The 25,204-nt window shown below is 67.0% G+C and carries 21 protein-coding genes and 5 pseudogenes; 10 read left to right on the forward strand and 16 right to left on the reverse strand.

Annotated elements, in window-relative coordinates:
- The first annotated feature begins 236 nt into the window (after positions 1–236).
- The 6 genes from SKC42_RS23585 to SKC42_RS23610 all read left to right on the forward strand — a co-directional run bounded on the left by SKC42_RS23585 (position 237) and on the right by SKC42_RS23610 (position 8,860).
- Complete coding sequence (locus SKC42_RS23585; RefSeq protein ID WP_330966654.1) at positions 237–1,187, forward strand: alpha/beta hydrolase; 951 nt, start codon at positions 237–239, stop codon at positions 1,185–1,187.
- Between the two features lie 593 nt (positions 1,188–1,780).
- A complete protein-coding gene (locus SKC42_RS23590) occupies positions 1,781–2,932 on the forward strand; it encodes a 3-oxoacyl-ACP synthase (protein ID WP_330966655.1) in 1,152 nt (383 codons plus the stop codon).
- Positions 2,929–3,897 carry a hypothetical protein gene (locus tag SKC42_RS23595; RefSeq protein WP_330966656.1) on the forward strand — a complete coding sequence of 323 codons (969 nt, stop codon included), beginning with the start codon at positions 2,929–2,931 and terminating at the stop codon, positions 3,895–3,897. Before SKC42_RS23590 ends, SKC42_RS23595 begins: the two co-directional genes overlap by 4 nt.
- Positions 3,894–4,160, forward strand: a complete 267-nt coding sequence (locus SKC42_RS23600; protein ID WP_330966657.1) for an acyl carrier protein — start codon at positions 3,894–3,896, stop codon at positions 4,158–4,160. Before SKC42_RS23595 ends, SKC42_RS23600 begins: the two co-directional genes overlap by 4 nt.
- Positions 4,157–7,108, forward strand: coding sequence for a type I polyketide synthase (locus SKC42_RS23605; protein WP_330966658.1), 2,952 nt, complete (start codon positions 4,157–4,159; stop codon positions 7,106–7,108). The genes SKC42_RS23600 and SKC42_RS23605 overlap by 4 nt, the downstream gene beginning before the upstream one ends.
- A gap of 111 nt (positions 7,109–7,219) precedes the next feature.
- Positions 7,220–8,860 carry a long-chain-fatty-acid--CoA ligase gene (locus SKC42_RS23610; protein WP_330966678.1) on the forward strand — a complete coding sequence of 547 codons (1,641 nt, stop codon included), beginning with the start codon at positions 7,220–7,222 and terminating at the stop codon, positions 8,858–8,860.
- 18 nt (positions 8,861–8,878) lie between these two features.
- Here the strand turns inward: SKC42_RS23610 and SKC42_RS23615 are convergent, their stop codons facing one another.
- From SKC42_RS23615 to SKC42_RS23645, 7 genes and pseudogenes are all read right to left on the reverse strand, one after another.
- Positions 8,879–9,853, reverse strand: a complete 975-nt coding sequence (locus SKC42_RS23615; RefSeq protein WP_330966679.1) for a methyltransferase — start codon at positions 9,851–9,853, stop codon at positions 8,879–8,881.
- 176 nt (positions 9,854–10,029) lie between these two features.
- On the reverse strand, positions 10,030–10,488 hold the full coding sequence (locus SKC42_RS23620) for a hypothetical protein (protein ID WP_330966659.1): 459 nt from the start codon (positions 10,486–10,488) through the stop codon (positions 10,030–10,032).
- Entirely contained in the window at positions 10,475–12,271 is a 1,797-nt protein-coding gene (locus SKC42_RS23625; RefSeq protein ID WP_330966660.1) for an FAD-dependent monooxygenase, read from the reverse strand. The genes SKC42_RS23620 and SKC42_RS23625 overlap by 14 nt, the downstream gene beginning before the upstream one ends.
- A gap of 186 nt (positions 12,272–12,457) precedes the next feature.
- Positions 12,458–12,874, reverse strand: coding sequence for a DoxX family protein (locus tag SKC42_RS23630; protein WP_330966661.1), 417 nt, complete (start codon positions 12,872–12,874; stop codon positions 12,458–12,460).
- Between the two features lie 128 nt (positions 12,875–13,002).
- Positions 13,003–13,700: pseudogene (locus SKC42_RS23635) on the reverse strand (acyl-CoA dehydrogenase family protein); the annotation flags it as partial.
- Positions 13,694–13,920, reverse strand: a pseudogene (locus SKC42_RS23640) (enoyl-CoA hydratase-related protein); the annotation flags it as partial. The pseudogenes SKC42_RS23640 and SKC42_RS23635, both read right to left, overlap by 7 nt.
- Before the next feature lie 153 nt (positions 13,921–14,073).
- A complete protein-coding gene (locus SKC42_RS23645; RefSeq protein WP_330966662.1) occupies positions 14,074–14,346 on the reverse strand; it encodes a GlsB/YeaQ/YmgE family stress response membrane protein in 273 nt (90 codons plus the stop codon).
- A gap of 305 nt (positions 14,347–14,651) precedes the next feature.
- Here SKC42_RS23645 and SKC42_RS23650 point away from each other — a divergent pair, with 305 nt between their 5' ends.
- Positions 14,652–15,449 (forward strand): TetR/AcrR family transcriptional regulator, encoded by a 798-nt coding sequence (locus SKC42_RS23650; RefSeq protein ID WP_330966663.1) that lies wholly within the window; start codon positions 14,652–14,654, stop codon positions 15,447–15,449.
- 55 nt (positions 15,450–15,504) lie between these two features.
- Here the strand turns inward: SKC42_RS23650 and SKC42_RS23655 are convergent, their stop codons facing one another.
- Genes SKC42_RS23655 through fabG form a run of 6 tightly spaced genes read right to left on the reverse strand, consistent with a single transcriptional unit; the run spans position 15,505 to position 21,043 of the window.
- Positions 15,505–15,867, reverse strand: a complete 363-nt coding sequence (locus SKC42_RS23655) for a hypothetical protein (RefSeq protein WP_330966664.1) — start codon at positions 15,865–15,867, stop codon at positions 15,505–15,507.
- A gap of 53 nt (positions 15,868–15,920) precedes the next feature.
- On the reverse strand, positions 15,921–16,607 hold the full coding sequence (locus SKC42_RS23660; RefSeq protein WP_330966665.1) for a GntR family transcriptional regulator: 687 nt from the start codon (positions 16,605–16,607) through the stop codon (positions 15,921–15,923).
- Positions 16,608–16,612: 5 nt separating this feature from the next.
- Positions 16,613–17,806, reverse strand: a complete 1,194-nt coding sequence (locus tag SKC42_RS23665) for an acyl-CoA dehydrogenase family protein (RefSeq protein ID WP_330966666.1) — start codon at positions 17,804–17,806, stop codon at positions 16,613–16,615.
- Positions 17,803–19,011 (reverse strand): CoA transferase, encoded by a 1,209-nt coding sequence (locus tag SKC42_RS23670; RefSeq protein ID WP_330966667.1) that lies wholly within the window; start codon positions 19,009–19,011, stop codon positions 17,803–17,805. Before SKC42_RS23670 ends, SKC42_RS23665 begins: the two co-directional genes overlap by 4 nt.
- The gene (locus tag SKC42_RS23675) at positions 19,008–20,225 is read right to left on the reverse strand and encodes an acetyl-CoA C-acetyltransferase (RefSeq protein ID WP_330966668.1); all 1,218 of its coding nucleotides are present in this window, start codon (positions 20,223–20,225) and stop codon (positions 19,008–19,010) included. The genes SKC42_RS23670 and SKC42_RS23675 overlap by 4 nt, the downstream gene beginning before the upstream one ends.
- Positions 20,226–20,236: 11 nt before the next feature.
- The gene (gene fabG / locus SKC42_RS23680) at positions 20,237–21,043 is read right to left on the reverse strand and encodes a 3-oxoacyl-ACP reductase FabG (protein ID WP_330966669.1); all 807 of its coding nucleotides are present in this window, start codon (positions 21,041–21,043) and stop codon (positions 20,237–20,239) included.
- A gap of 93 nt (positions 21,044–21,136) precedes the next feature.
- Between fabG and SKC42_RS23685 the strand changes: the two genes are divergently transcribed.
- Together SKC42_RS23685 and SKC42_RS23690 are read left to right on the forward strand one after the other, a co-directional pair.
- Positions 21,137–22,312 carry an acyl-CoA dehydrogenase family protein gene (locus tag SKC42_RS23685; RefSeq protein WP_330966670.1) on the forward strand — a complete coding sequence of 392 codons (1,176 nt, stop codon included), beginning with the start codon at positions 21,137–21,139 and terminating at the stop codon, positions 22,310–22,312.
- A gap of 71 nt (positions 22,313–22,383) precedes the next feature.
- Entirely contained in the window at positions 22,384–22,812 is a 429-nt protein-coding gene (locus SKC42_RS23690) for a pyridoxamine 5'-phosphate oxidase family protein (RefSeq protein ID WP_330966671.1), read from the forward strand.
- A gap of 10 nt (positions 22,813–22,822) precedes the next feature.
- Here the strand turns inward: SKC42_RS23690 and SKC42_RS23695 are convergent.
- Positions 22,823–23,313 (reverse strand): annotated as a pseudogene (locus SKC42_RS23695) (IS5 family transposase); the annotation flags it as partial.
- Positions 23,314–23,807: 494 nt separating this feature from the next.
- On the opposite strand from SKC42_RS23695, the pseudogene SKC42_RS23700 reads away from it, so the two are divergent.
- A pseudogene (locus SKC42_RS23700) lies at positions 23,808–24,590 on the forward strand (IS1634 family transposase); the annotation flags it as partial.
- 19 nt (positions 24,591–24,609) lie between these two features.
- Here the strand turns inward: SKC42_RS23700 and SKC42_RS23705 are convergent.
- Both SKC42_RS23705 and SKC42_RS23710 read right to left on the reverse strand, forming a co-directional pair.
- Positions 24,610–24,932 (reverse strand): annotated as a pseudogene (locus tag SKC42_RS23705) (transposase); the annotation flags it as partial.
- A 66-nt stretch (positions 24,933–24,998) separates the two neighbouring features.
- Positions 24,999–25,204: hypothetical protein (locus tag SKC42_RS23710; protein ID WP_330966672.1), on the reverse strand; the 206-nt coding region annotated here is incomplete at its 5' end.

Here is a 25,204-nt window from a genome sequence, read left to right on the forward strand (position 1 = left end):
CGGCCGGCGGCCGAATTCGTGCTTTTCGGTATGCAAAACGGTTGCGGCGAAACATCATCGCGCAACCCGGTGCGCAAAAGGTGAAGGCCCGTGCGCACGCGCACAAAACCCGGCGGCCCCGGTGGGGAAAAATCACGTCTGGCCCTCGGACAGACCAATGGAAAGTGAGCCCGTGCGTGATTCCTGCCGCTGGTGTCTTTTCGCCATGGTTGCCGGCCGGTTGAGGAATGCCGCGGATGAATGATGTCCTCGACCCCGAGCTCGCCGCCGCGGCGGCCGCCCTGCCCAGGATGGATCTGTCCGATCTGGCGGCAGCCCGGGAGAGTGGGCAGCTGTTGTTCGCGCAGCCGAGGTACCACGCCGCCATCCCGCTGACCATCCGCGACGTCGCCGTCCCCGGACGCCACGGCGAATCGCCGATATCCACGCGCGTCTACACGTCGGGCGAGCACTTCACCCCCTCACCCGTGTTGCTCTACCTGCACGGGTGCGCGTTCGTCATGGGCGGGCTCGCGATGGCCGATTTCACGGCGCGGCTGCTGGTCGAATGGGCGGGCGTGTCCGTCGTGACGATCGATTACCGGTTGGCGCCCGAGCATCCCTACCCGGCGGGCCTCGAGGACAGCTACTCGGTCCTGCGCTGGGTCGTCGGCAACGGCACGGAGTTCGGATTGGATTCCGAGCGTGTGGGGGTGCTGGGCGAGGGTGCGGGCGGCGGCCTGGCGGCGGCGCTCACGATGCTTGCTCGGGATCGCGGCGGTCCGAGGGTGGCGGCCCAGTTCCTCGACGCACCGCTGATCGACGACCGCTTGGGCACCCCGTCTATGAAGACACTCGTCGATACGCCGATGTGGCGGCCGGTCGATTATTCCCTTGGCTGGTGCCATTACCTGCGGGGCACCGCACGACCGGGAAGTGTCGATGTTCCGATCTATGCCGCCCCGGCACGCGCCGAGGTTCGCGATCTGGTCGGGCTCCCACCGGCGTTCGTGACCGCATACCAGGTCGACCCGACCAGAGACGAAGGCCTCGCCTATGCGAACCGCCTCATGCAGGCGGGCGTGCCCACCGATGTGCAGCACTACGCCGGGGCGTTCCACATCGCCCACGCCATTCCCGGCACCAACATCGGAGTCCGCATGATCAGCGACCGCGTGAAGGCAATCCGGCGGTTGTTACTGGTCTAGAAGCCTCCCCAGCCGGTTATGTCGGCCCGCTCGGTTCAATCCCCGGCGGGCCTGGACACAGTCGTTGTCGCCTCCACCGACCATCCGGTTGAACCGCGGGGATCGCCGTCTCGTACCTAAAGAAGCGACGAATTAGCCAAGCCTTACCGAACGTCGCTGCAAGTTCGGTGCTGGGCCGATTGTTCTTGGAGAGAGGGGGAACACCGTGGCTGGGTTTCCGCGCGGAGCGATGGGGCTGGGCGGAACGCATTGAATTCACAACTCGGGGGTAGCTCAGCGCCTTTCGGCGCTACGACGCATAACGGATCTCCTTGTCCGGCGAGGGAAGCACTCGGATCACACGCGATGACATCGTTCGGTGTGGAACACGTATCGCGCCAGTCTCTCTCGGCTCGACGGCAACCCATCGGTCGTGGTGAACGGGGCGCGACCCACAAACGTTGAGCACGTCGACGGAGTTGCCCGGGCGGCAAGCACCGACGGTGCGGTGAGTCGCACGCCGGTTCGACCGGCGACGCGACCCGGATGGCAGAAAACCAATAACCCAATGGAGTGCCTCACCTGGAGGCACCACGACGATGGAGCAGGTTTCAGTGAACGCATACATCACGGCGACGGGAATTTTCCTTCCGGGCGAGCCAGTGCCCAACGAGGAGATCGAAGACTACATTGGCACGGCGGGGCGCTCGACAAGCGACCTGAAGGCGATCACGCTGGCGAACTGCGGCATCAAGACGCGTCACTACGCGATCGACAAGCAACAGCAGACGGTCATATCGAACGCGGCGATGGCGGCCGGCGCCGTTCACAGCGCCGTACAGCGCGCCGGGCTCGGCCCCGATGACATTGAATTGCTCTGCGCTGCAACATCATTACCAGACCTGGTAACCCCGGGGCTGGCCAGCATGATCCACGGCGAGCTGGGTTATGGCCCCCTCGAGATCGCCACCGCCCACGGTGTCTGCAGTTCCGGGATGATGGCGCTCAAGAACGCCTACCTGCAGGTGGCGATCGGTGAGAAGCGCAACGCGGTCAGCGTGGCCAGTGAGTCGATCTCGCGGTGGCTCAAGAGCTCTCGCTATCAAGAGATGGGACCGGCCGCCGAGGACGGGGCGTTGCCGCTCGAGGCCGCGTTCTTGCGTTACATGCTGTCGGACGGCGCCGGCGCGGTTGTGGTCGAAGACCGACCTGCGTCGTCGGGCATCAGCCTTCGCATCGACTGGATCTCACTGCGGTCGTACGCAAACACCGAGACGGCCTGCATGTTCCTGGGCAGCAATGAAAGGACCTGCACCAAGACCTGGGTCGACTACCCGACCGCCGCGGACGCCGCAGCGGACGGCGCGGTGGTGCTGCGCCAAGACTTGTCGATACTGCCGCACGTGGTCGAGATCGGGGTGGACGAGTTCGAGCGCCTGAGCCAGCTCGGCAAATTCGACCCCAAAGCGCTGTCGTGGGTCCCCGCGCACTATTCCAGCGAACGGATGAAGACGCTGGTGCTGAACGAATTCTCCAGGCGCGGCATCGAAGTGGCGTCCCGTCCGGAGATTTGGTACAGCAATCTGACCAGCGTCGGAAACATCGGCAGCGCGTCGATCTACATCATTCTCGACGAGATGATGCAGCAGGGCCTCATCCGGGAGGGCGAGACGCTGCTGTGCATGGTCCCCGAGTCGGGCCGATTCGCCATCTCGTTCATGCACCTGACGGCGGTCTCGGGGACGGCCCCGGAGGACGGTCGATGATCAAATCGGTCGGGGAAAGCTCCGCGACCCGGCGTCGCTACTCCAAGGCGGTCGTTTACCTGTACACGCAGACGGGACAACTGCGGGAGGTCACCGAGGCGTTGACCGGCCCCCTGCAAGCGCGCGACTGGAGCGTTCGATGGGTCGATGTCCAACCGCGCAAGGGCTTTCCGTTCCCCTGGCCGGTTCGGCGATTCTTCGGGGTGTTCCCGGAAGCGGTGAATCGAAAGTCGCTCGTCGACCTTGTCGAGCCGGCCCAGGGATTCCACTCGGCGCCCGACGAGCTGGTGGTCTTGGCATACCAGGTGTGGTACTTGGCGCCGTCGATTCCGGTGCGGTCGTTGCTCGCCGCACACCCCGAGGCGGTGCGGGACCGCGACGTGGTCACCGTGATCGCCTGTCGCAACATGTGGTATTCCGCGGCGATCGAGATGTGCGGCCTGCTGCGCGCCGCGGGTGCGCGCAGCGTGGAGGTCGTTGCCGCCACGGACACCCGTTCGTCGACGACGACGCTGGTGACCACGTTGCGCTGGCTGCTGACCGGACACCGCGAGCCGTTTCTGTGGTTCGGCAAGGCCGGTGTCGGCGAGGATGAACTCGGCAGGGTGGCCGATGTGGGTCGCTGCCTTGCCGAGTCCAAGCCACGGCCACCGGGGATGGCCCCGGTGGTGCCGGCGCTGGCCGCCGCCGACATCATTGCCGGACACTCGTTTCGCAGATGGGGCGCGATGGCCGAGCGCGCACGCACGCACGGCCGAGCGGCCGGCGCCGCCAGCTTGACGGCGTTCGTGTTGGTGCTGTTGACGGCCATTGCGTTGGGTTTGCCGCTGGCGGCGGCCGCGCAGGTGCTCGGCGGGGCGCGCCTGCAGGCCTGGATGCGCGGTTTCGTCTACCACCAGATCACCTATGGGCAAACCATCTTCCGTGGAGCGGACCGAACGATGAGGAGCTTGAGCACACTATGACGACGACGGTCAAGACGATCGACCACCAGGCACTCGCCGACTGGCTGATCGATGAGGTCGCCAGGCTCGTCGGGCTACCGACCGATGCCATCGGCGTCGACACGCCGCTTGCCGACTACGGCCTCGATTCCGCGGCCAGCCTCGCCCTGTGCGCGGACTTGGAGGACGAACTGGGCATCGTCGCGGAAACGACGGTCGTGTGGGATTACCCGACGGTGGATGCCATCGCGGAACATCTTGCCGGACAGGGAGGGTCGTCGTGACACCCATCGCCACGCCCATCGCCGTGGTGGGAATCGACTGCCGCTTTCCCGCCGCACCCGACAAAGAGGCGTTCTGGCGGCTGCTGCTCGACGCGGCAGTCACCGACACCGAGGTCCCTGCGGAGCGCTGGCGCGTCGACGCGTACTACGACCGGGGCGGTGCGCCCGGCACGATGAACACCAGGCGCGGCCATTTCATCGACGACGTCGACGCGTTCGACAACCAGTTCTTCGGCATCGCACCGATCGAAGCGGCCGGCCTGGATCCCCAGCAGCGCCTGCTGCTCGAAACCTCTTGGCGGGCAATCGAGGACGCGGGCATCGATCCGCGCTCGCTGGCTGGAACACAGACTGGGGTGTTCGTCGGCATCATGTCCAGCGAGTGGAGCAGCCTCCAGCTCAACGACTTCACCGGCGTTACCGCGTTCCGCGGCACCGGCAGCGGGTACTTCATGGCCGCGAACCGGATCTCCTACCACCTGGGTCTCAACGGACCAAGTGTCGCCATTGATTCGGCATGTTCGTCGTCGCTGACCGCCGTCCACCAGGGTTGTGCCGCGTTGCGCTCGGGGGAGGCCGACCTGGTCATCGCCGGGGGTGCGAATTTGATGCTCACCCCGGCACTGTCGATTTTCTACACCCAGGCGGGACTGTCGGCCCCCGATGGCCGATGCAAGCCCTTCGGTGAGGGCGCCGACGGCATCGGCCGCGGCGAAGGGGTCGGAGCGGTGGTGTTGCGCCGCCTAGACGACGCCGTCGCGGCGGGTCAGCCGATCTATGCCGTGGTGAAGAGTTCGGTGGTCAATCACGACGGTCGCAGCAACGGAATCACCGCACCGAATCGCCACACCCAGGTCGCGCTGATGCGGCGGGCGCTCGACGCCGCCGACATCGATGCCGCGGACGTCGACTTCGTCGAAGCGCACGGCACCGGGACGGTCATCGGTGACGCGATCGAGGCCAGGGCGCTGGGCGAACTCCACCGATCGCGGCACGAGACGCCCTGTCTGTTGGGTTCGGTGAAGGGAAACATTGGACACACGGAGGGCAGCGCCGGAATCGCATCCTTCATCAAGACGTGCCTGGCCCTGCACCATCATGCGCTGCCGCCCACCGTCTTCGGCCAGGAAGATCACCGGGGCCTGCGGCTCGGCGAGCTCGGGCTGCAGCTGGCGGACGGGAAGTGCCAACTGCCAGCCGAGGGGGCAATCGGTGCGGTCAGCTCATTCGGTCTCGGCGGGAGCAACGCGCACGTCATCGTGGAATCCGCACCGGCGATGCCGCCCCCCGCCGCGGGTCGACATGGAGCCCTGACCATTTCCGGGTCGTCGCCGGAGTCGTTGTCACGCAATGCCGCCGCGATCATCCCCGTACTGGAGGCGCTCGAACCCGCGCGGTTGGCCTCCTGGTGTCGGTCGACCAACGTGGTAAAACGATCGAATCGGCATCGCTTGGCCGCGCACGGAGACCGCAACGCACTTCTGAAGGACCTCCGCCAGTTCGTCGCGGGCACACGGCCCGACCTGGCATCATCGACCCCACCGCGCAAGACTCCGGCCAGCTTCGGGCTGCTCTTCTCCGGGCAGGGGACGCAGTATCCCGCCATGACGCGGCCACTCTACGACGCGAATGCGGTGTACCGGCGCAATCTCGAGTCGGCCGCCGCCGCCGTGAACGAGCACCTGCGCGTCGACCTGCTCGCCGAGCTCTTCGAGCGCAAGGCCGGCCTGGCGGACGCCGGCATCGTGCAGCCGGCATTGTTCGCCGTGTCCTATTCACTGGCGAAGACGCTGCGGGAAAGCGGAATCGAGATCGCATTCGGCATCGGCCACAGCCTCGGCGAGATCTCCGCGGCGTGCCTGGCCGGCGTGCTGACCTTGGCGGACGCCGCCAGGCTGGTCACCGCGCGCGGGCGGCTGATGGAGTCATTGCCGCACGACGGCGCGATGATCTCGGTTGACCTCAGCCCCGCCGAGGCCGAAGAGGTTCTCGACGGGGAAACGGGTTGTGCGGTGGCGGCGGTCAACGGGGAGCATGCGTTGACCATTTCGGGGCCCACCGAATCCATGGAGCGGATTCACACACTGATCAGGCAACGGGGCCGCAAAGCCACGCGCCTGAACGTGTCACAGGCGTTCCACTCACCGAGCATGAGGCCGATCGTCGAGGCATTCCGCCGCGAACTGTCGGGGCTCGAGCCGGGCGACGCCGAGTTTCCCATCTTCTCGACCGTTCTGGGCAGGCAGGTCACGGGCCAGGAAATGGACGCCGACTACTGGGCCGAGCAGATCCTTGCACCCGTGCGGTTCGCCGACGCCGTGCGGGCGGCCCTGAGTTGGACCGTTCCCGCCTATCTGGCCGAGGCCGGCCCAAAGTCCGTCTTGCTCAGTCTCGCCGGACAGTCCCCGGTGGCTTTCGAGGCGCGGATGCTGGCACTGTGCAGTGGCGCGGAATCCCGGGGAACCGAGCTACTCGAAGTCGCGGCGGCGACGATGCGCGACGGGTATGCACCGGCTCTCGATGCGCTCTATGGGGGTCCGATGGGTCCGGCGCTCCGGCTGCCGCCGTACGTTTTCGATGCCTCCAACCGGTACTGGCTCGACCGCGCGGCAACCCCGAGCCAGCGCGTCTCGGTGATCCGGACCGCGGGCAGCGCGGTGTCGGGCGAATCATCCTCACCCGAAGGTGATCTCGTCACGGCCGGGATCGTGGACATGATCGCCGACGTGGGGGGCTACCCCAGCGGCACGCTCGACCTCTCCAAACGGCTTGTCGAAGACCTGGGATACGACTCGTTGCTCCAGCTTCGTCTGCTCGAACGGCTGAGGACCCAGTATCCGCCACTGAGTGACGTCAATGTCGCCGAAGTCCTGCCCAGCATCGGCAGCGTCGGTGACCTGGTCGGCTTCGTCACCCAACGGCTCAGTCTCAGCGGTGAGACGGGGTAATGCCAACGACCGTTGCGCGGCAACGGATTCCCAATGTTCTTCACGGTCGCGTGCCGACTGCGGTGCCTGCCGGCGCGAGCGACTGAACGACGAAAGGACGACCTCGTGAGCATGCTGACCCGCCAGATTTCCGCTACGGCCACATCGTCTCCGCGGGGGCTCACCGGCGGAACGGTGGCGAGCCCAATCCGACTGAGCTGGGGGGAGGTCCAGGAGCGAGCAACTCGGATGGCGACCGGCTTGGCCCATCAAGGGGTTAAACCGCACGGTTCGGTGGCGGTACTCGCCGGCGACGCGGCCGACGTCGCAGCGCTCGCCCAGGCGACGTGGTTCCTGCGTGCGGCCCTGACCATGCTTCAGCAGCCCACACCCCGCGCCCACCCGGCCGTGTGGCTGGCCGACACCGTGCGGGCGATCCGTTTGATCGAGGCGGATGTCGTGGTCGTTGGCGACGCGTTCTTGGTGGCGCTGGACCAATTGGCCGGCCAGGGCGTGCAGGTGTGCACCGTCGATTCCCTGCGGAGCGCAGCACCGGCCGCGCTCGATGCCGACGACGCGCACAACGGGGATATCGCCCTGCGCCAGTTGACGTCCGGGTCGACGGGCGTACCGAAGGCCGTCGAAATCAGCCACGCCAACCTCGCAGCCAACGCCGTCGCGTTGTTCGAGGGAATGGACGTCGATCCCGGCACCGACGTCATCGTCTCGTGGTTGCCGCTCTCCCACGACATGGGGATGGTCGGCTTCGTCTGCGCGCCCATGCAGATGGGGGTCGAGACCGTTGTGGTGCCACCGCAGGAATTCCTCGCACGCCCGATAGTCTGGGCCGAGCTGATCCACCGGCACCGCGCGACCATCACGTCGGGCCCCAGCTTCGGTTATGGCGTGCTCACTCGCGCGTTGCGCCGAGTCGAACAGCCGGGCCCCATCGATCTCTCCTCACTGCGAGTCGCGATCGTCGGCGCGGAACCCGTAGATCACCGCCAGCTGACGGAATTCGCCGCCGCGGGTGCCCGTTTCGGCCTGCGCCCGGCGGCATCCGTCCCCGCCTACGGGCTCGCCGAAGCAACCTTGGTGGTTTCGCTGGCGGTAAGTCGCGACCGGCCGGTCGTGGACACCATCTCGAGGCGCGAGGCGAGCGACAATCAGCGGGCCCTGCCGCTCGCCGACGAAACCGACGATGCCCAACACGTCGTGTGTCTCGGTCCGCCCGTGCCCGGGACGGACGTCCGCATCACCCGCGCCGGAATCGCCCTCGGCCCGCGAGAAATCGGCGCAATCGAGATCCGCGGGCCCTCGGTCGCCGCGAGCTATCTCACGTCGGACGGCGTCACCCGCCTCGCGTCCACCGACGGGTGGTTCGGCACCGGAGATCTCGGCTACCTCGATGAGCGGGGCCGGATCTACGTCTGCGGCCGAGCCAAGGAACTCATCGTCGTCGCCGGCAAGAATCTCTATCCCCACGACATCGAACGCGCCGCCGAGGAGGTCGCAGGCGTGCGGACGGGATGCGTGATCGCTCTGCGGATCGACGACGAGGTGGCCGGGGAGGGTTTTGCGGTGCTCGCCGAGGTGCGCGACGTCGACGACGAGGCCACGCGCGTCCGCATCAGTCGAGACATCACCGCCCAGGTGAGTCGCCACGTGGGACACCTCCCTCGCCAGGTTCGCCTCTTTCCCGCTGGGGCGCTGCCGAAGACGTCGTCGGGCAAGCTCCGGCGGACCTCCGCCCGCGAACTCCTGCTGCGCTGATCCGGGACCGGCGCCGCGCTATCGCGCTCGCGCCTCGACCAGACTCATCGGGGAAATAGTGGGGACCACCCGCGTCATCCGCAACCCCGCGGACTCGAGCAGACGCCGGTACTCGGCAGCGGTCCGCTCGCGCCCGCCTTGCATCACCAGCATTTCTAGGTCGGACCAGTGCCCCGGGTGGTCCCGGTTGTGCTCTGGGACCACATATTCGACCGCCAGGATGGTCGCCCCCGACGGGGCCGATGACCGGACATTTTCGAGGATCCGGATGGCATCGGCGTCCGGCCAGTCATGCAGCACTTGCTTGAGCAGATACAGGTCTCCACCCCCGGGAACGGTTTCGAAAAACGAACCCTCCGAAATCTTTACGCGGTCGGCGACGTCTCTGCCCCACAATCGTGGTGCGGCGCCGGCGACCACGGCCGGCAGGTCGTGCAGGACCCCCCGGGATGCGGGTGCCGCCCGCAGCACGGCTGCCAGCGTCTGGCCGGTGCCGCCGCCGACATCGACGATGGTGGGATAGTCGCCGAACGGATAGGCGGCAACGAGTGAACCGCTGACCATCTCAGTGATGTCGGCCATGCACTTGTTGAACACTTCGACGCGCTCCGGATCTTGGTTCAAGTACTCGAAACCATTGCTGCCGTGCAGAACCGCAACCATTCCCGATCCGGACCTGATCGAGTCCGCCAGATGGCTCCAAATTTCGCGGTGTTCCGGCGAACCGAACATACGGGCCGGACCGGCGGCCGAGAACCGTGCGTCCGAACGCAACGCGTCGCCCAGTGCGTTCAGCTCGTAACGCCCGTCCCCGCGCAGCCGGAAAATGCCGCGGCCCATGAGGGCACGCATCAACCGCCGCACCGCATCGGGGTCGGCCTCGACCCGGCGCGCCAGCTCGGGCAGCGGCAACGGACCATCGCCGAGCGCATCGGCGATGCCGAGCTGCACGGCCGCCGTGATCGCCTGCGCCGTCCAGCCTTCCAATAGCATCTCCAAGATCGCCACATGGGGCGGGGCCGTTCGCTGACGAACCTGTGACAACACGTCCCGCGCACGTTCGACGACGCGAATTACCTTCGGTGAGATCTGGACGGTCATGGGTACAGTGGCCTTTCGTCGGTGGGTTCGTCACCCCGTGTGTCGGTCATGCGTATGTGGGGACTCGGTCAGTGGGGCGGCTGCTTGTCGGCGAGCACCGCGTCCGGGTCCAGCTCCTCGGGCCATTCGTCCGGGTTCACCTCGAGATGGACATCGTCGACCGCACGGCACAACGCGACGTCCGTCCCGTTCGGGTCGTGAAACCACAGCGCGGTAACGCCGCCTTGACGGGTCGCCCGGTAGGGGTGGGCGTTTTGCTGCCCCAACCGCCGCACCGTCTCACGGATGTCTTCCAACGCGCCGTAGACCAGGGTGATCGCGGTGACGCCACAGGCCTCGGGGTGGTAGTCAAGCGCATTCTGCGAACCCTCGATGACTACCCGGAGGCGCGCGGATGTGACGACGGTCGTCTTCGCGCCGAACGGCTTCGGGGACTCGCCGAGCAGCGCCGACCACCAAGCCGCCATCTCGAGCGGCCGGTGGCTGAGCAGCCGCAACGAGATCGGCGCCGAATCAGCGTGGTTCACCAATTGGGGCCTCCGCTCCTGACGAGGCGTCGACGGCTTCCAGCGCTCTGCGCATGAGCGTGGCGCCGTCCCCGCCGGGGGGCAGCACTGCCGCGATGTGGCCGTCGGGTCGCACGATGAGCCCGTCCGCGGCGGACGCCACTGAACCGGTGTGGAATACGGTCCGTGCCGACTCGTCGACACCGACGACCGAGATCGGAAGCGCCGCCGCCGCATGGGCCCAGCGAGCCCGACTGTCGTCGGGGACCAGCATCGTCAATCGATTGCGCTCGACCAGATCCAGGGTGGAGACGCGGCGTCCGCGGTCTTTCACCCAGGCGTGCGGAAGCCGTCCCCCGGCGCGGACATGTGGCGTGTAGAACTCGGGATCGGCTGGCGCCGTGCGCATTCCGTCGGGCACGAGGGCGCCGCTCGAGTAGATCACGCCGAGGTCGCTTCCCCAGCTGCGGTAGTGCCGCCCCTGTCTGCCGATCGCGACCGCCGCCCTGCGCCGCAGGTATTGCCCGGCCAACCCCGGCGACCTCGCCACGTCAAACGAGCGAAATCCCTGCGCGGAAAGGCTTCGGACCAACGTGCGCACCGTGCGCCGTGGCGCCCATTCCGGAAGCGCCGCGACGGCGCGAGGCAGCAGCCGGCCCACCACCCGCGGCAGGCCGAGGGCGGCGACCACGTCGAGCAACCCGTCGACATTGGCGACGGAGTGGTCGGTGGCGCTGCGTCCAACCGGCCGGCGTTCGCATTCATAGGAATCCAAGAGGTCTTCGCGCGCACGGTCGGTGCTGACCCACGCGATCTTCCACGCCAGGTTGTGCGCATCGGCGACTCCGGTATTCAGGCCCAGGCCGCCGGTGGGCGGGAACCTGTGCGCGGCATCTCCTACCAGAAACGCCCGACCCACCCGGTAACTGGCGGCGACCTGAGCGTTCATCGCCCACGACTTGATCGAGTGGATATCGATGCCCACAGTGGGATCCCCGATGGCGTCGTGAATGTGGTCCCGACAGACCGCGACCCCGAAGTCCTCCAGCGACTCGGCCGGTGGGAAATAGGGAATCTGAAACACCAGGTCTTGCGGTGGACGGTGCACAATCAGAGCACCCACGCCCTTGCGGCTGTGTGTCCACATCACCGGGCCGCGGCGGCCTCGCCGGAACTTCTCGAGATCGGCGGAGAAGTGGACGCTGATCATGTTCTGCAGGGTCGGCCCCTGCATCGCTATCCCCAGCGCTCTTCGCACTGCGCTGGCCGCGCCGTCGGCGGCGACAAGGTACCGACCCAGGACGGTTCGGCGGCTGCCACCGTCGACGTCACCGACAGTGACTTCCACCCCGTCGGGCCGGTCCGTGTGCGCGACGTAGCTCCATCCGCTGCGCAGGTCGATGTGGGCGCTGTCGCGCAGGCGTTGCCAGAGCAGGGTTTCCAGGCGATTCTGCGGCAAATGCGCATTGCGCGTGGGACTGATCGAATCGATGACCTCCAGCTGCGTTTCGGGCAGCTCGCCCAACGGCACCCGGCCCAGCTCCGGGCCGGCCAACGTGGTGCAGTACGGGATGCAGCGCAGCTCGTATGCCCGCGCGCTCAAGCCGCGGAGGTCGCGGTCCAACCCGATTTCACGCCATATCTCCATCGAACGAGTCGACAGCACGTGTGCGGCCGGGTGGCTCTGCGGGCGATTCCGTGGCTCCACCACAACACATTCGACTCCGTGGGCCGCGAGCAGCAACGCTGCCGTGGCCCCGACCGGTCCGGCGCCAACGATCACGACATCGCAGGTGTCAGCCATCGTCGCTGGCTCCTCTCCCGCGGCCTGTTTCGTCGCCCGCCCGCCGATGTGCTGATTGCTGATTGCCTTCGCGCGCCGCCGGCGTCCGCCGCGCAAGCGCCGTATCGCTTGTACGAGCCCCGGATGTCCTCAACCCCAGCGCAGTGATCCGCATCACGTCACGCCCGGCTTGCGTGCGGGGATGGTTCACCGGCTCGACCGACCCCACACTGACATCGCGACCACGGCCAGCAACGCAACGTTCAACACGATCATCGCCGGTTCACGGCGACGCGCGTGAATCACCGCTGCGCCCAGGGAGACGACGATCAAACCCGCGGCCGCGGCCGCGAGGGACCATCCCTGCGGAATGCTCACGATCACCGGAACGAGGATCCCCATCGCTCCCACCAATTCGGTGAGGCCCACGAACCTCACCGTGCCCGAGCCGAAGTCGGCGGCCCAACTCGCGCCGCGCAGCGCGAGCTGACTCCTGGACAGCACCAATTTCATGGTGCCCGCCGCCGCGAAACCGGCAGCCAGCCCCGTGCTCAGAACCAACAGCGCCACACCCATCGCCCCGCCCATCGCCTGCCCACCCGTTGGGCTCTGCGACCCGCTCAATGTGCTGCCCGCCGGGCGGACACACCCATCCGACGCCGAGTTCCACATGAAGTGAAACGAGCGTCGACGGGGCTTGGTTCACTGCGCCGGTTCGGGCATGCCGATCGCCGACCGAACTTTGGCGCCACTCAGGGCGATTTGCGCAGCGGCGGCGAGTAGTTGGGCTTGCCCAGGCCGAGGACGTAGTGCCCGATCATGTTGCGGAACACCTCCAGCGTGCCGCCGTAGATGCCCACCAACGGGGCGAACCGGTAGGCGTACTCGGCGCTGCCGTCGTCGGCGGCCCCATCGATCCCGGATGGGAGCGTCGACAGCGCCTCGAGGATGTCCATCAAATCCGGCGAGATGTCGCGCATGGTCTGCGCGATCGCAACCCGGCCGAAGATGCCCGGGGCGGACAGGGCGACCTCCAGGCGGGCGACGCTGCGGCCGAGCCCGTATGCGACCGAACCGTCGTCGATGAGCCGGCGCCCCCGGGCTCGACACGGGTGACGCGGGCGGCCGCACGGTCAACGGCCTCCGCCAGGAAACCGGCCTGATGCATCATCATCGACGTGTCCTGCAGGCCGTCCGGCGCCGCAGCGACGGCGCCGTGTTCGACGTTCAGCGGCTGGCGCAGCACCGTCCAGCCCACGTTCACGTCGCCGAGCCAATACCTGTCGTCGACGCGGACCTCGCTGCAGTAGACGATGTTGGTGCGGTCGCCGTCGACCGTGCGGATCCCCTGGATCTCGATCCCGGGCGAGTCGAGCGGAACCAGGAACATGTTCAGGCTCTTATGCTTTGGCGCGTCCGGGGCCGTGTTAGTGATCAGGAACACGTGCTGGCCGTGCCGAGGAAAGCGCCGGCGCGGAACCCCCGGCCGCGGCTGGTCAGCACGATGACGCGGACTGCCGGGTCGCGTTCGGCGCGGGCGACGGCGGCGTAGAACCCGGCCCTGATGTCGGGCCCCCAAGGCGTTGAGGGTCCGGGCGATTGAACGTGAGGATCGCGACACCCCCCGCCGCGGTTTCGTAGAGCACCGGTTCGCCGGAAGCGCCGGGCATCTGCTGCGGCACCTCCTCGCGCGTCGCGGACCGGACAGGCGCTTTGTACGCATTACTGTATACCTATCGGTACCGCGTTCCACAAGCATGGTCGCCGCGACGCGAACCCGCTTCCGGCAGCGGATTTGGTGGCCGGACGCGCGTCGGCCGCGGCTAGCGGGAGACGCCGCCGCGGGTGACCAGTTTGACGATCCCGAGCAGGATGACCGCACCGAGCAGACAGGTCAGGAACGAAAACAACAGCCCGCCGCCGGATACGTTGACGCCGAAGCCCCGCAGGAGAAAGCCGCCGATCAAACCGCCGACGATCCCGACGACGATGTTGAGGACGATTCCCATCTGCGCGTCGGTGCCCATGATCTTGCTGCCGATCCAGCCGGCCAGTCCGCCGATGATGATCCAGCCGATGACACCCAATGTGAGCATGTGTGCGATCCTTTCGAAAACCCGGCAAACGACTCAGCACGTATGCCCGTCGCGCGTCGGTTGTAACCCAGGGGCGCCCGCGGACCGCCAAATGGCTGGTTTCCGGTCATCTTCACCCGTTCGGCCGTGGGTGTCAAAAAGCCTACGATAGGGATTACAGTAGCAAACGAAGGATCGCACGAAAGCCGCCCCAGCAACCCGCCCGAGACAACCGTACGGCTGTCCAGACGTGTGATCGGATGGCCACCGGTAAGGTTAACGGTCGGAGCCCGACCGCGTCACTGGACCGCCCAGGACAATCGTTGATGGAGGTGCCCTCAGTGGCCAAGCAGGCGACCGCCGACAAGCGTCAACGACGCGAGCGTGGGTCGATCAACCCCGACGACATCATCACTGGCGCATTCGAACTCGCCGAGCAGGTGTCGATCGACAACCTGAGCATGCCCCTGCTGGGCAAGCACCTGGATGTCGGGGTCACCAGCATCTACTGGTACTTCCGCAAGAAAGACGATCTCCTCAACGCCATGACCGATCGGGCGTTGAGCAAGTATGTGTTCGCCACCCCCTACGTCGAGGCCAGCGACTGGCGCGAGTCGTTGCGCAACCACGCGCGGTCGATACGGAAGACGTTCCTGGGCAACCCCATTCTGTGTGACCTGATTCTGATCCGCGCGGCACTGAGCCCGAAAGCCGCGCGCCTGGGCGCCCAGGAGATGGAGTTGGCGATCGCCAACCTGGTGGAGGCCGGGCTGTCGCCGGAGGACGCCTTCGACACGTATTCGGCGATGTCGCTGCATGTTCGCGGGTCGGTGGTGTTGCACCGGCTGTCAGAGAAGAATCAGTCCCCGGACAGCGAATCGCGCACCTTCGAAGACACGATGGCGATCGATCCGGGGAGCACCCCGCTCCTCGCCCGGGTGACCGGTCAGGGACACCGCATCGGGGCGGCCGACGAAACGAATTTCGAATACGGCCTGGACTGCATCCTCGACCACGCCGCCCGTCTGATCGAGGCCGGCGCCGAAGCCCCGCCGCCGCGCCAACGCCGCACGGCCAAGTCCCCGGTTCAGCGCAGCAGAAGCAGGGCGGCCGTTCCCAAGTGACGCGACGCCAGGCCTCGCGGCAGGCGTTCTGCGCGCATTTGAGCGTGAACCGGCGTCAGGGCACCCGCGTCCAGGGCTGACAGTTCTGCGACTCGAAGGCCTTGACGCTCGAGTTGATGTTCGCATACATCGGGCCGATGGAGGTATTGGTCTGCAGGACATGGTCCTTGGCCGCGTCCGGCGTGCTGTAGGTGAACCACGAGCACATCGAGTCCTGGGTCGGGACGTTGTTTATCCACACCCCGAAGACGGACGCCGATCCGCCGGTGTGATACAGGCCCGGTGCGATGTCGGGCCCCACGACGAAGACACCATTTCCCGGGATCGGGTCCATCGGATCGGCTTTCGCCGGCGCGGCAACACCGATCGTCACCACCGCGGTGACCAGGACGGCCCCTGCGCGATATGAGGGCATCACTTCTCCCTAGCGTCGCCCCCTACCGGGCAGCGTAGGCCTGTCGCGGTCCGCGCTCAAGGACGGTCGCCGTCGGCGACGACCACCCCGCGAGCGGTCAGGTGGTCGATCAGCGGAACGGCCCCCGCGGCAAGATGTTCGGACATCGCCGCTCGCGCCGACTCCTGGTCGCGGCGCTTCAGCGCCGACAGGATCCGCCGGTGGTCCTTGATCGACTGTTCGGGCCACCCTTCGATGGTCGGGAATACCGATTCCGGTGCGTATCGGGTGATCTGAGACATCAGTTGCGCGAGCTTGGGCGAGTCCGCGGCGACATTGATCGCGCGGTGGAACTCGTGGTTCAGGCGGACCGTTCGCTCGCCGTCCTGACCCGCGTAGGCGTCCTCCAGCCGGGCCTGAATCTCCTTGATCTCGCTCAGTTGCGCCGCGGTGATGTTGGTCGCCGCGCGCGCGGCCAGTTCGCCGCCCACGTGGGCCTGCACGTTCGCGACATCGGTGACGTCGCGCCCCGTCACCGGCAAGACCACGAATCCGCGCCGCGGCTGTTGGTCGATCAGGCCCTCGGCGCGCAGGGCGAAGAGCGCTTCGCGCACGGGCGTGACGCTGATCCCCAGCTCCGCGGCGAGCTGGTCCATCCGGATGTAGGTGCCGGCGGCATAGGTGCCGTCGAACACCCGCGTGCGGATCAGGCGCGCGACGTCGTCGGAAAGCTGTGGGCGGACGGCGAAGTCCGGGGCGCTCATGGGATTTACACCTGGTACTCGGCGAGCAACCGCTTGCTGATGATGGACTTCTGAATTTCGCTGGTCCCCTCGCCGATGAGCAGGAAGGGTGCGTCGCGCATGAGCCGTTCGATCTCATATTCCTTGGAATACCCATACCCGCCGTGGATGCGGAAGCTCTGCTGAGTCACCTCCGAACAATATTCGCTGGCAAGGTATTTGGCCATTCCGGCGGCGACGTCGTTGCGCTCACCCGAATCCTTCAGCCTTGCCGCGTTGACCATCATCAGATGCGCAGCCTCCACCTTGGTCGCCATCTCGGCCAACTGGAATGCGATGGCCTGGTGCTCCGCGATCGGCTTGCCGAAGGTGTGCCGCTGCTGGGCGTAGCGGACCGCCAACTCGAAGGCGCGGAGCGCGATGCCGCATGCTCGCGCCGACACGTTGACTCGGCCGACTTCGATGCCATCCATCATCTGGACGAACCCATGCCCCGGTGCGCCGCCCAGGATGTCATCCTCGCTCGCTCGGTAGCCGTCGAAGATGAGCTCGGTGGTGTCGATGCCCTTGTATCCGAGTTTGTCGATCTTGCCCGGGATCGTCAGCCCCGGCGCGACTTCGCCGAATCCGGTGGGCTTTTCGACGAGGAAGGCGGTCAGATTTCGGTGCGGCTTGTCAGCGTCCTCGTCGGTGCGCACGAGCACCGCGACCAGGGTCGAGCTGGCGCCGTTGGTCAGCCACATCTTCTGGCCGGTGATCGCGTAACCGCCGTCCGGGTCGCGCTGCGCACGAGTCCGGATCGCCGCCACGTCGGACCCCAGCCCCGGTTCCGACATCGAGAACGCGCCGCGGCACTCGCCCGTCGCCATCCGCGGGAGGAATCGTTCCCGCTGCGCCTCGGTACCGTGCTGGCGCAGCATGTAGGCCACGATGAAATGCGTGTTGAGCACACCGGACACCGCCATCCAGCCGCGCGCCAGTTCCTCGACGCACAACGCGTAGGTCAGCAGTGACTCCCCGAGGCCGCCGTACTCCTGCGGGATCATCAGCCCGAACAGGCCCATGTCCCGCATCTGGTCGACGATGTGCTGGGGATAGCTGTCGTCGCGCTCGAGTTCGGGCGCGGTGGGGATGACCTCTTTCTCGACGAATTGTCGTACGGTGGCGATGATCTCGGTCTGCAGTTCGGTCAGGCCGAGGGTTTGGGCGAGTTTGGTCATGCGCTGTCCGTCCCTATCGTCTTGGCGCTCGCCAGACGCGCGATGTCCGCGGTCGTGAACCCGAGGCGCTCGGTGAGCACCGCCGCGGTGTCTTGCCCCAGCGCCGGCGCCGGCACACTTGCAGGATGGTCGCCGTCGATGGCGATCGGCGAGCCGGGGGCGAGGTAGTCCCCGACACCCGGTTGGTGCAGGCGGGAGAACAGTGGATTGGTGGTCACCTTGGGGTCGGCGGCCACCTGCGCGAAGGTGCGGTAGCGCTCGTACAGCACGGTGGTGACCGACAGCGCGGTGGTGATCTCGTCGGCCGTGTGTTCGGCGAACCAGGTGGCGAACAGCCCGGACAGCACGTCCCGGTAGCGATACCGGTCGCCTTCCGAGCCGAAGTCCGCCCCGAGCGCGTCCTCGAGCGCCGACACGGCCGCGCCGGTGCCCGTCACGTCGACCAGGTCGCGAAAATGCCGCCGCGTCAAGGTGACGACCATGAACCGCGTCCCGTCGCGACCGGTGAAGTCCTGGCCGTACTGGCCGTAGATGGCGTTACCCAGGCGCTCGCGCTGGGTGCCGTTGATCTGGGGCTCGGTGAGCAGTCCCAGGTTTCCCGCGGTGGCCAGCGCGACGTCCTCGAGGGCCAGGCTGATGCGGGCGCCCGAGCCGGACAGGTCGCGGCGGCGGACGGCGGTGACGACGGCCAGCGCCGCATACAACCCGCAGCACACGTCCCAGGCCGGGAGGACGTGGTTGATCGGGCCTCCGTGGTCGGCCGGTCCGGTGACGAGCGGGAAGCCCACGCCCGCGTTCACGGTGTAGTCCACCCCGGTCGAGCCGTCTCCCCGCCCGAGCAGCTGCACGTGGATGACGTCGGAGCGCCGCGCCGCAAGGCGGCCATGGCTGAGCCAGGGCAGGCCGGCGGCGTTGGTCACCACGATTCCGTCGCCCTCGACGATCAGCCGCTGTACCAGCTCCTGCCCCTCGGACGAACGCAGATCCACGGTCGCCGAGCGTTTCCCCTTGTTCAGGCCCGTCCAATAGATCGACGTCCCGTCCGCCGCGAGCGGCCAGCGCTGGACGTCCGAAGCGCCGCCGATCGGGTCGACCCGGATCACCTGCGCCCCAAGCTGGCTCAGCGTCATGCCGCACAACGGCGCGGCGACGAAGCTGGAGACCTCCACCACGGTGAGCCCGGTGAGCGGCAAGTCCGGGTTCATGCCGACGCAACCCCCTCGAAGATGGCGGCCAAGCCCTGGCCGCCGCCGATGCACATGGTCTCCAGCCCGTACCGCGCCTGGCGCCGGTTCAGTTCGCGGGCCAGACTGGCGAGCATCCGACCGCCGGTCGCACCGACGGGATGCCCGAGCGAGATGCCCGAGCCGTGCACGTTGGTGCGCTCGAGGTCGGCCGCCCCGAATCCCCATTCCCGCATCACCGCAAGCGCTTGCGCGGCAAAGGCCTCATTGAGCTCGATCAGATCGATGTCGCTCAGCCGCAGGCCGGCCTTGACGAGCGCCGCCTCGGTCGCCGGCACCGGGCCGATGCCCATGATCTTGGGCGCCACACCCGCCAACCCCCAGGACACCAGCCGCACCAGCGGCGTCAGGCCGAGTTCGGCCGCCTTCTCGGGCGTCGTCACCACACACATCGACGCCGCATCGTTCTGGCCACTGGCGTTGCCGGCGGTCACTGTCGCCTCCGGATCCTCTTCCAGTAGAACTGGTTTGAGTCTACTCAGCGACTCCACCGTCGTGTCGGAGCGGGGATGCTCGTCGGTGTCGATCGACTCTTCGCCGTGCCGCCCGCGGACCGTCACCGGAATGATCTCGTCGGCCAGGACGCCATTGCGCTGCGCGGTGACCGCGCGCTGGTGCGACCGCGCGGCCAGCTCGTCTTGCTCCTGGCGCGAGATCCTGTAGTGGCGGCGCAAATTCTCGGCCGTCTCGAGCATCCCGCCCGGCACCGGATGGTGCCGTCCACCCGCGGTCGTGCGTCCGCGCGCCAGCCCATCGTGCACCCGGACGCCGCCGCGGGCGCCGCCCCAGCGCATGTCGGTGGAGTAGAAGGCGACGTTGCTCATGCTTTCGCAGCCCCCGGCGACGACGAGATCTTGATCGCCGCTGACGACCTGCAGGCACGCCTGGATCACCGCCTGCAGCCCGGACCCGCAGCGGCGATCGACCTGCATGCCCGGAACCGTCACTGGCAGGCCGGAATCCAGCGCCACCACCCGGCCGATCGCCGGCGCTTCGCTGCTCGGATAACAGTGACCGAGGATGACATCGTGCACCGCCTCGGGCGGGATGCCGGTGCGCTCGAGCAGACCTTTCAGCGCGGCGACGCCCAAATCGACTGCCGCCAGGGACTTGAACATCCCCCCGTAGCGGCCGATCGGCGTCCGCACCGGTTCGCAAATGACCGCCTCGCGCATGACCCGCCGCACTAGATGTGCCTGCCGCCGGTGACCTCCATGACGGTGCCCGTCATGTACGAGGAAAGGTCGGAGGCCAAAAACAGCGCGACGCTGGCGACCTCGCTCGGCTCGCCGGCGCGGCCCATCGGGATCTCGGCGACTTTCTGATCCCAGATGCGTTGCGGCATGGCCTCTGTCATGGCCGAGCGGATCAGTCCGGGGGCTATCGCGTTCACCCGCACCCCAAGGTGGGCAAGTTCTTTGGCCGCCGCCTTGGTCATGCCGACGATGCCCGCCTTGGCCGCCGAGTAGTTGGTCTGGCCCACCATGCCGACCTTGCCCGACACCGACGACATGTTCACAATCGCGCCGTGCTGCTGTTGGCGCATGATGGCGGCGGCCAGCCGGGTGCCATTCCACGTTCCCTTCAGGTGCACGTCGATGACCTGATCGAACTGCTCCTCGGTCATCTTGCGCATCGTCGCGTCGCGGGTGATCCCGGCGTTGTTGACCATGATGTCCAAGCCGCCGAAGCGTACGACCGCGGTGGCGATCAGCGCCTCGACGTCGGCGGCGTCGGTGACGTTGCAGCGCGCCGCCACGGCGACGTCGTCACCACCCAACTCCCTGGCCGCGGCCTGCGTCGCCTCGAGGTTCAGGTCCCCGAGCACGACCCGCGCGCCCTCGGTGACGAATCGCTGCGCAATGGCGAAGCCCAGGCCCTGTGCGCCTCCCGTGATCACTGCGGTCTGACCGGCTAGCAACGACACCGTGACTACGCCTCCTTGGCTCGGCTTCTCGACGGGAACCCCACGATCGCCAATATCATATTTCATATAGGATCTGACCCCAATCGGGGTCGGCAGGGAGCGCTGGGGACTCCTCCACAACGGTTGACCGGCGCCCGCGCCAAGAGGAGCGTCTGCCACATGACCACAACCGAAGTCCAGGAAGTCACCGACGACGACTTCGCAGAGATCGCCGCCCAAACCCGTCACTTCGTCCGGACCGCGGTGGTTCCGCGCGAGCAGGAGATCCTGGCAGACGATCGGGTGCCCGACGATCTGCGGGAGCAGGCCAAGAAGATGGGCCTGTTCGGCTACGCGATCCCGCAGCGCTGGGGTGGCCTCGGCCTGAACCTCGTCCAAGATGTCGAGCTGGCAATGGAATTGGGCTACACCTCGTTGGCGCTGCGGTCGATGTTCGGCACCAACAACGGGATCGCCGGGCAGGTGCTCGTCGGGTTCGGCACCGACGAGCAGAAGCGCCGCTGGCTCGAACCGATGGCGTCCGGGGAGGTGACCGCGTCCTTCGCGCTGACGGAACCGGGTGCCGGGTCGAACCCCGCCGGACTGCGCACCAAAGCCGTCCGGGACCCAAACGGCTGGGTGATCTCGGGGCAGAAGCGCTTTATCACCAACGCGCCCATCGCGAACCTGTTCGTGGTGTTCGCGCGCACCCGGCCGGCGGACGAGAGCAGCGCCGGGATCGCGGTCTTCCTGGTTCCGGCGGAAGCCGCGGGCGTCCAGGTGGGCGCCAAGGACGCCAAGATGGGCCAGGAAGGCGCATGGACCGCCGACGTCGGCTTCGATGATGTGCGGGTCAACAACGACGCGCTGATCGGTGGGGCCGAGGACATCGGCTACCGGGCGGCGATGACGTCGCTGGCCCGGGGGCGTGTCCACATCGCCGCCCTCGCGGTGGGCGCGGCGCAGCGCGCGCTCGACGAGTCGGTGTCGTATGCCGCGACCGCCACCCAGGGCGGCACGCCCATCGGAAGCTTTCAACTGGTTCAAGCGATGCTGGCCGACCAGCAGACCGGCGTGATGGCGGGCCGCGCGCTGGTCCGTGACGCCGCCCGGTTGTGGGTGACCAATCAAGATCGGCGGGTCGCGCCCTCGGCGGCCAAGCTGTTCTGTACCGAAATGGCCGGCAAGGTGGCGGATCTCGCCGTGCAGGTGCACGGCGGCAGCGGCTACATGCAGGGCCTCGCGGTCGAACGCATCTACCGCGACGTACGCCTGCTGCGCCTCTACGAGGGCACCAGCGAGATCCAGCGGCTCATCGTCGGGTCGAACCTGGTCAAGGCAGCGCAGCGACGGTGACGGGCCGGGCAGGGCCGAACTGATCGCGTTTATCGGGAATACGTTCGCCGCGCCGGGAGATTGAAGGCGACATGAGAAGCTTCAGCGAGACCGAACGTCAGGAGTTCCTCGCGGACACGCACATCGCCGTGTTGAGCGTGGCCACCACCGATGGGCGCCCCCCGGCGAGCGTCCCGATCTGGTACGACTACTCCCCCGGCGGCGACATCCGCATCGCCACGGGCGCGGCCAGCAGGAAGGCCCGGCTCATCGAGCAGGCCGGCGCGGTGACGCTGGTGGTCCAGCGTGAGGAGCCCCCATACCAGTACGTGGTCGTGGAAGGCACCGTCGTCGAGACGACCAGGCCCGCTCCGCCCGAGGCGCTGCTGAACGCTGCGATCCGGTACCTCGGCGAGGAGGGTGGCCACGCCTTCGCAAAGAGCATGGAAGGCGTCGACGAGGTGTTGTTCACCGTCCGCCCCGACCGGTGGCTGAGCGCGGACTTCACCGGCGACCTGTAGGCCGATCCGGCTAGGTCCTGTCTATCAATTGCGGGCGCGGTAGTGGGTGATGATCGCGACCAGTCGGGCCCCCGGCGATGTAGCTCAGGGCGTATTTGTCGTATTGGGTAGCGATGGCACGCCAGTGTTTGAGCCTGTTGAAAGAGCGCTCAACAGTGTTGTGGTGCTTGTAGATCCTCCCGGAGAATGCTGGTGGCCGTCCGCCTTTGGAGCCTTTGGCTTTGCGACGGGGCTACCTGATCACTGCGCTCGGGGATGGTGTTAGCGATTTTCATCTGGCGTAACCTGGCCCGGGTGGAGTCATGCGAGTAGCCCTTGTCGGCCAGCAGGCGAAACGTGCGGCCCCCGGTGTTGTGGGCGGCCGGCAGCGACCACAGCATCGGGGTTGTCGCCGGCTTGCCCGGCCGATAACACCATCGTGACGGGGCTGCATGCCTGATCAGCCAGGGCGTGGACCTTGGTGGTCAACCCACCACGAGAGCGTCCAACGGCGTGGTGATCGGCCTACCTGCGGGATAGCGGACGTGTCAGCCCGGTGGGCTTAGTTGGCAAGTACCCATCAACGACCGCTGACAAGAAACGAAACCCGGACCCCCGTTGGTCCGAGGCGGCCTCGGAAGCCGAAACGTCACAGTGGCAGCTCGCGGGGCGGTAGTTCGACGAAGCTGAGGGCTATGGCCACTCCTCATCGTTTGGGCTAGAGACAGCGCCGGGCGCATGCTCCACGAGCACCGAGAACCCGAAGTACACGTGCGCCAGCGTCGACATCGAAGTGAGAAACCCGAACATGTGATAGGCCCGCATTCCCGTCCTCAGAGTTGATCAGCTGCCCGGCGTTGTCGCCGACGTGGAGGAAGTCGCCATAGAAGTAGGTGTTGAATAGGTCTTCGGGGCGAAGGTTTCCGAAACTGACGAAGCCGTCGGGCCCAGGCCCCTCGGGCAGCAGCGTGTCGCAGATGATCGTGGCGATGGTCCGGTTCAGCAACGCGGCGCGGGCCCTCGATGAGGCCGGGTTGCGGTTCATCGTCGGATCCCGCCTCACCAAGGCGCCGGGCGATCTGGCATCCCACTTCCATTGGCACGGTGAGCTTTTCACCAACGGCCAGATCATCGACACCGTCACCCCACGCGACCAACGCGGCACCACCACCAAGAGCAGCGACTCGAAAATCAAGGCCGAACCGGTCTGGAACGCGAACACACACCCGAGATCGAGGCGGGCGGTGTGGGCCTACTCGACCAAACGTGCAGTGCGCGATACCAAACCGCTGAACCTGCAGGAACACAAGGCCCGCGCCGTCGTCGCCGGCGACAAAACCGCCCGCACAACGCGATTCGTCACCATCCGACTCGGCTCCCGCACACTCGACGAGGTCTCCCTGCAGCGGGCACGCCATCTGGCCGGGCTCAAAGGCTACGTCACCAACATCGAGGCCACACTCATGCCCGCCACGGAACTCATCGCCAGCTACCACGACCTATGGCGAGTCGAACAGCCGTTCCGGATGTCGAAATCCGATCTTGCCGCCCCGCCGATGTTCGCCCGCACCCGCGACGCCATCGAAGCCCGCCAGACCATCGTATTCACCGCCCTGGCCGTCAGCCGCGAAATCCAAACCCGAACCCGACTGTCACTGCGACGGTTCCTGCGTACCCTCAAGCCCCTGCACAACGCCACCATCGACATCAACGGCGTCATCGCCACCTACCCACCCGCACTCAATCCCGAGGTCGAGGCGATACTCCACACCCTCAAACCCACCAAATCAAGGCACTAAGCCAAATGACCCAACTCGGGGCTGCTGGCCGGCGTTCCGGGCCTAGAAGTTTCCAGTGATGGCGATCTCCCGCAGCGCGTCCATCTCCAACTCGGCATCGGCCAACAGCCGCTTGAGGGTGGCGTTCTCGCGTTCGAGGTCCATGAGACGTTTGGCGTCCTCGGTCCTCAGCCCACCGAACTGGTTGCGCCACCGGTGATAGGCAGCCTCCGAGACACCCAGTTCGCGGCAGACCGCCGCCGTGTCCTTACCCTCGGCCAGAAGTCGGTCGGAGGCGGTCAGCTTACGCACAATCTGCTCCCATAAGCCATGGATCAACCGATCGGGGTCAGGCCACACCATCGTCATCACTTCTCGCGAGTCCTACCGGATACGCAACGCCGACCACAAGAAAGGAGCCGCCAAGAGTTAGCCAATCACCCGCTCAGGCGCAGTGGACCCCGGGAACGTCTCCGCCGACCCGGCACCACTTTCCACCGGGCTCACCTCACCGCCCGCAGCCTCCAAGCCCTGAACACCCTCAGGCGCAGTGGACCCCGGGAACGTCTCCGCCGACCCGGCACCACTTTCCACCGGGCTCACCTCACCGCCCGCAGCCTCCAAGCCCTGAACAC

It is taken from the genome of Mycobacterium sp. 050134, assembly GCF_036409085.1.
Classification (GTDB): Bacteria; Actinomycetota; Actinomycetes; order Mycobacteriales; family Mycobacteriaceae; genus Mycobacterium.

Coding starts and splice junctions, on each gene's coding strand:
- SKC42_RS23585 (WP_330966654.1), top strand. CDS start 237: ATGAATGATGTCCTCGACCCCGAGCTCGCCGCCGCGGCGGCCGCCCTG.
- SKC42_RS23595 (WP_330966656.1), top strand. CDS start 2,929: ATGATCAAATCGGTCGGGGAAAGCTCCGCGACCCGGCGTCGCTACTCC.
- SKC42_RS23600 (WP_330966657.1), top strand. CDS start 3,894: ATGACGACGACGGTCAAGACGATCGACCACCAGGCACTCGCCGACTGG.
- SKC42_RS23610 (WP_330966678.1), top strand. CDS start 7,220: ATGCTGACCCGCCAGATTTCCGCTACGGCCACATCGTCTCCGCGGGGG.
- SKC42_RS23615 (WP_330966679.1), bottom strand. CDS start 9,853: ATGCTATTGGAAGGCTGGACGGCGCAGGCGATCACGGCGGCCGTGCAG.
- SKC42_RS23625 (WP_330966660.1), bottom strand. CDS start 12,271: ATGGCTGACACCTGCGATGTCGTGATCGTTGGCGCCGGACCGGTCGGG.
- SKC42_RS23645 (WP_330966662.1), bottom strand. CDS start 14,346: ATGCTCACATTGGGTGTCATCGGCTGGATCATCATCGGCGGACTGGCC.
- SKC42_RS23650 (WP_330966663.1), top strand. CDS start 14,652: ATGGAGGTGCCCTCAGTGGCCAAGCAGGCGACCGCCGACAAGCGTCAA.
- SKC42_RS23660 (WP_330966665.1), bottom strand. CDS start 16,607: ATGAGCGCCCCGGACTTCGCCGTCCGCCCACAGCTTTCCGACGACGTC.
- SKC42_RS23665 (WP_330966666.1), bottom strand. CDS start 17,806: ATGACCAAACTCGCCCAAACCCTCGGCCTGACCGAACTGCAGACCGAG.
- SKC42_RS23670 (WP_330966667.1), bottom strand. CDS start 19,011: ATGAACCCGGACTTGCCGCTCACCGGGCTCACCGTGGTGGAGGTCTCC.
- SKC42_RS23675 (WP_330966668.1), bottom strand. CDS start 20,225: ATGCGCGAGGCGGTCATTTGCGAACCGGTGCGGACGCCGATCGGCCGC.
- fabG (WP_330966669.1), bottom strand. CDS start 21,043: ATGAAATATGATATTGGCGATCGTGGGGTTCCCGTCGAGAAGCCGAGC.
- SKC42_RS23685 (WP_330966670.1), top strand. CDS start 21,137: ATGACCACAACCGAAGTCCAGGAAGTCACCGACGACGACTTCGCAGAG.
- SKC42_RS23690 (WP_330966671.1), top strand. CDS start 22,384: ATGAGAAGCTTCAGCGAGACCGAACGTCAGGAGTTCCTCGCGGACACG.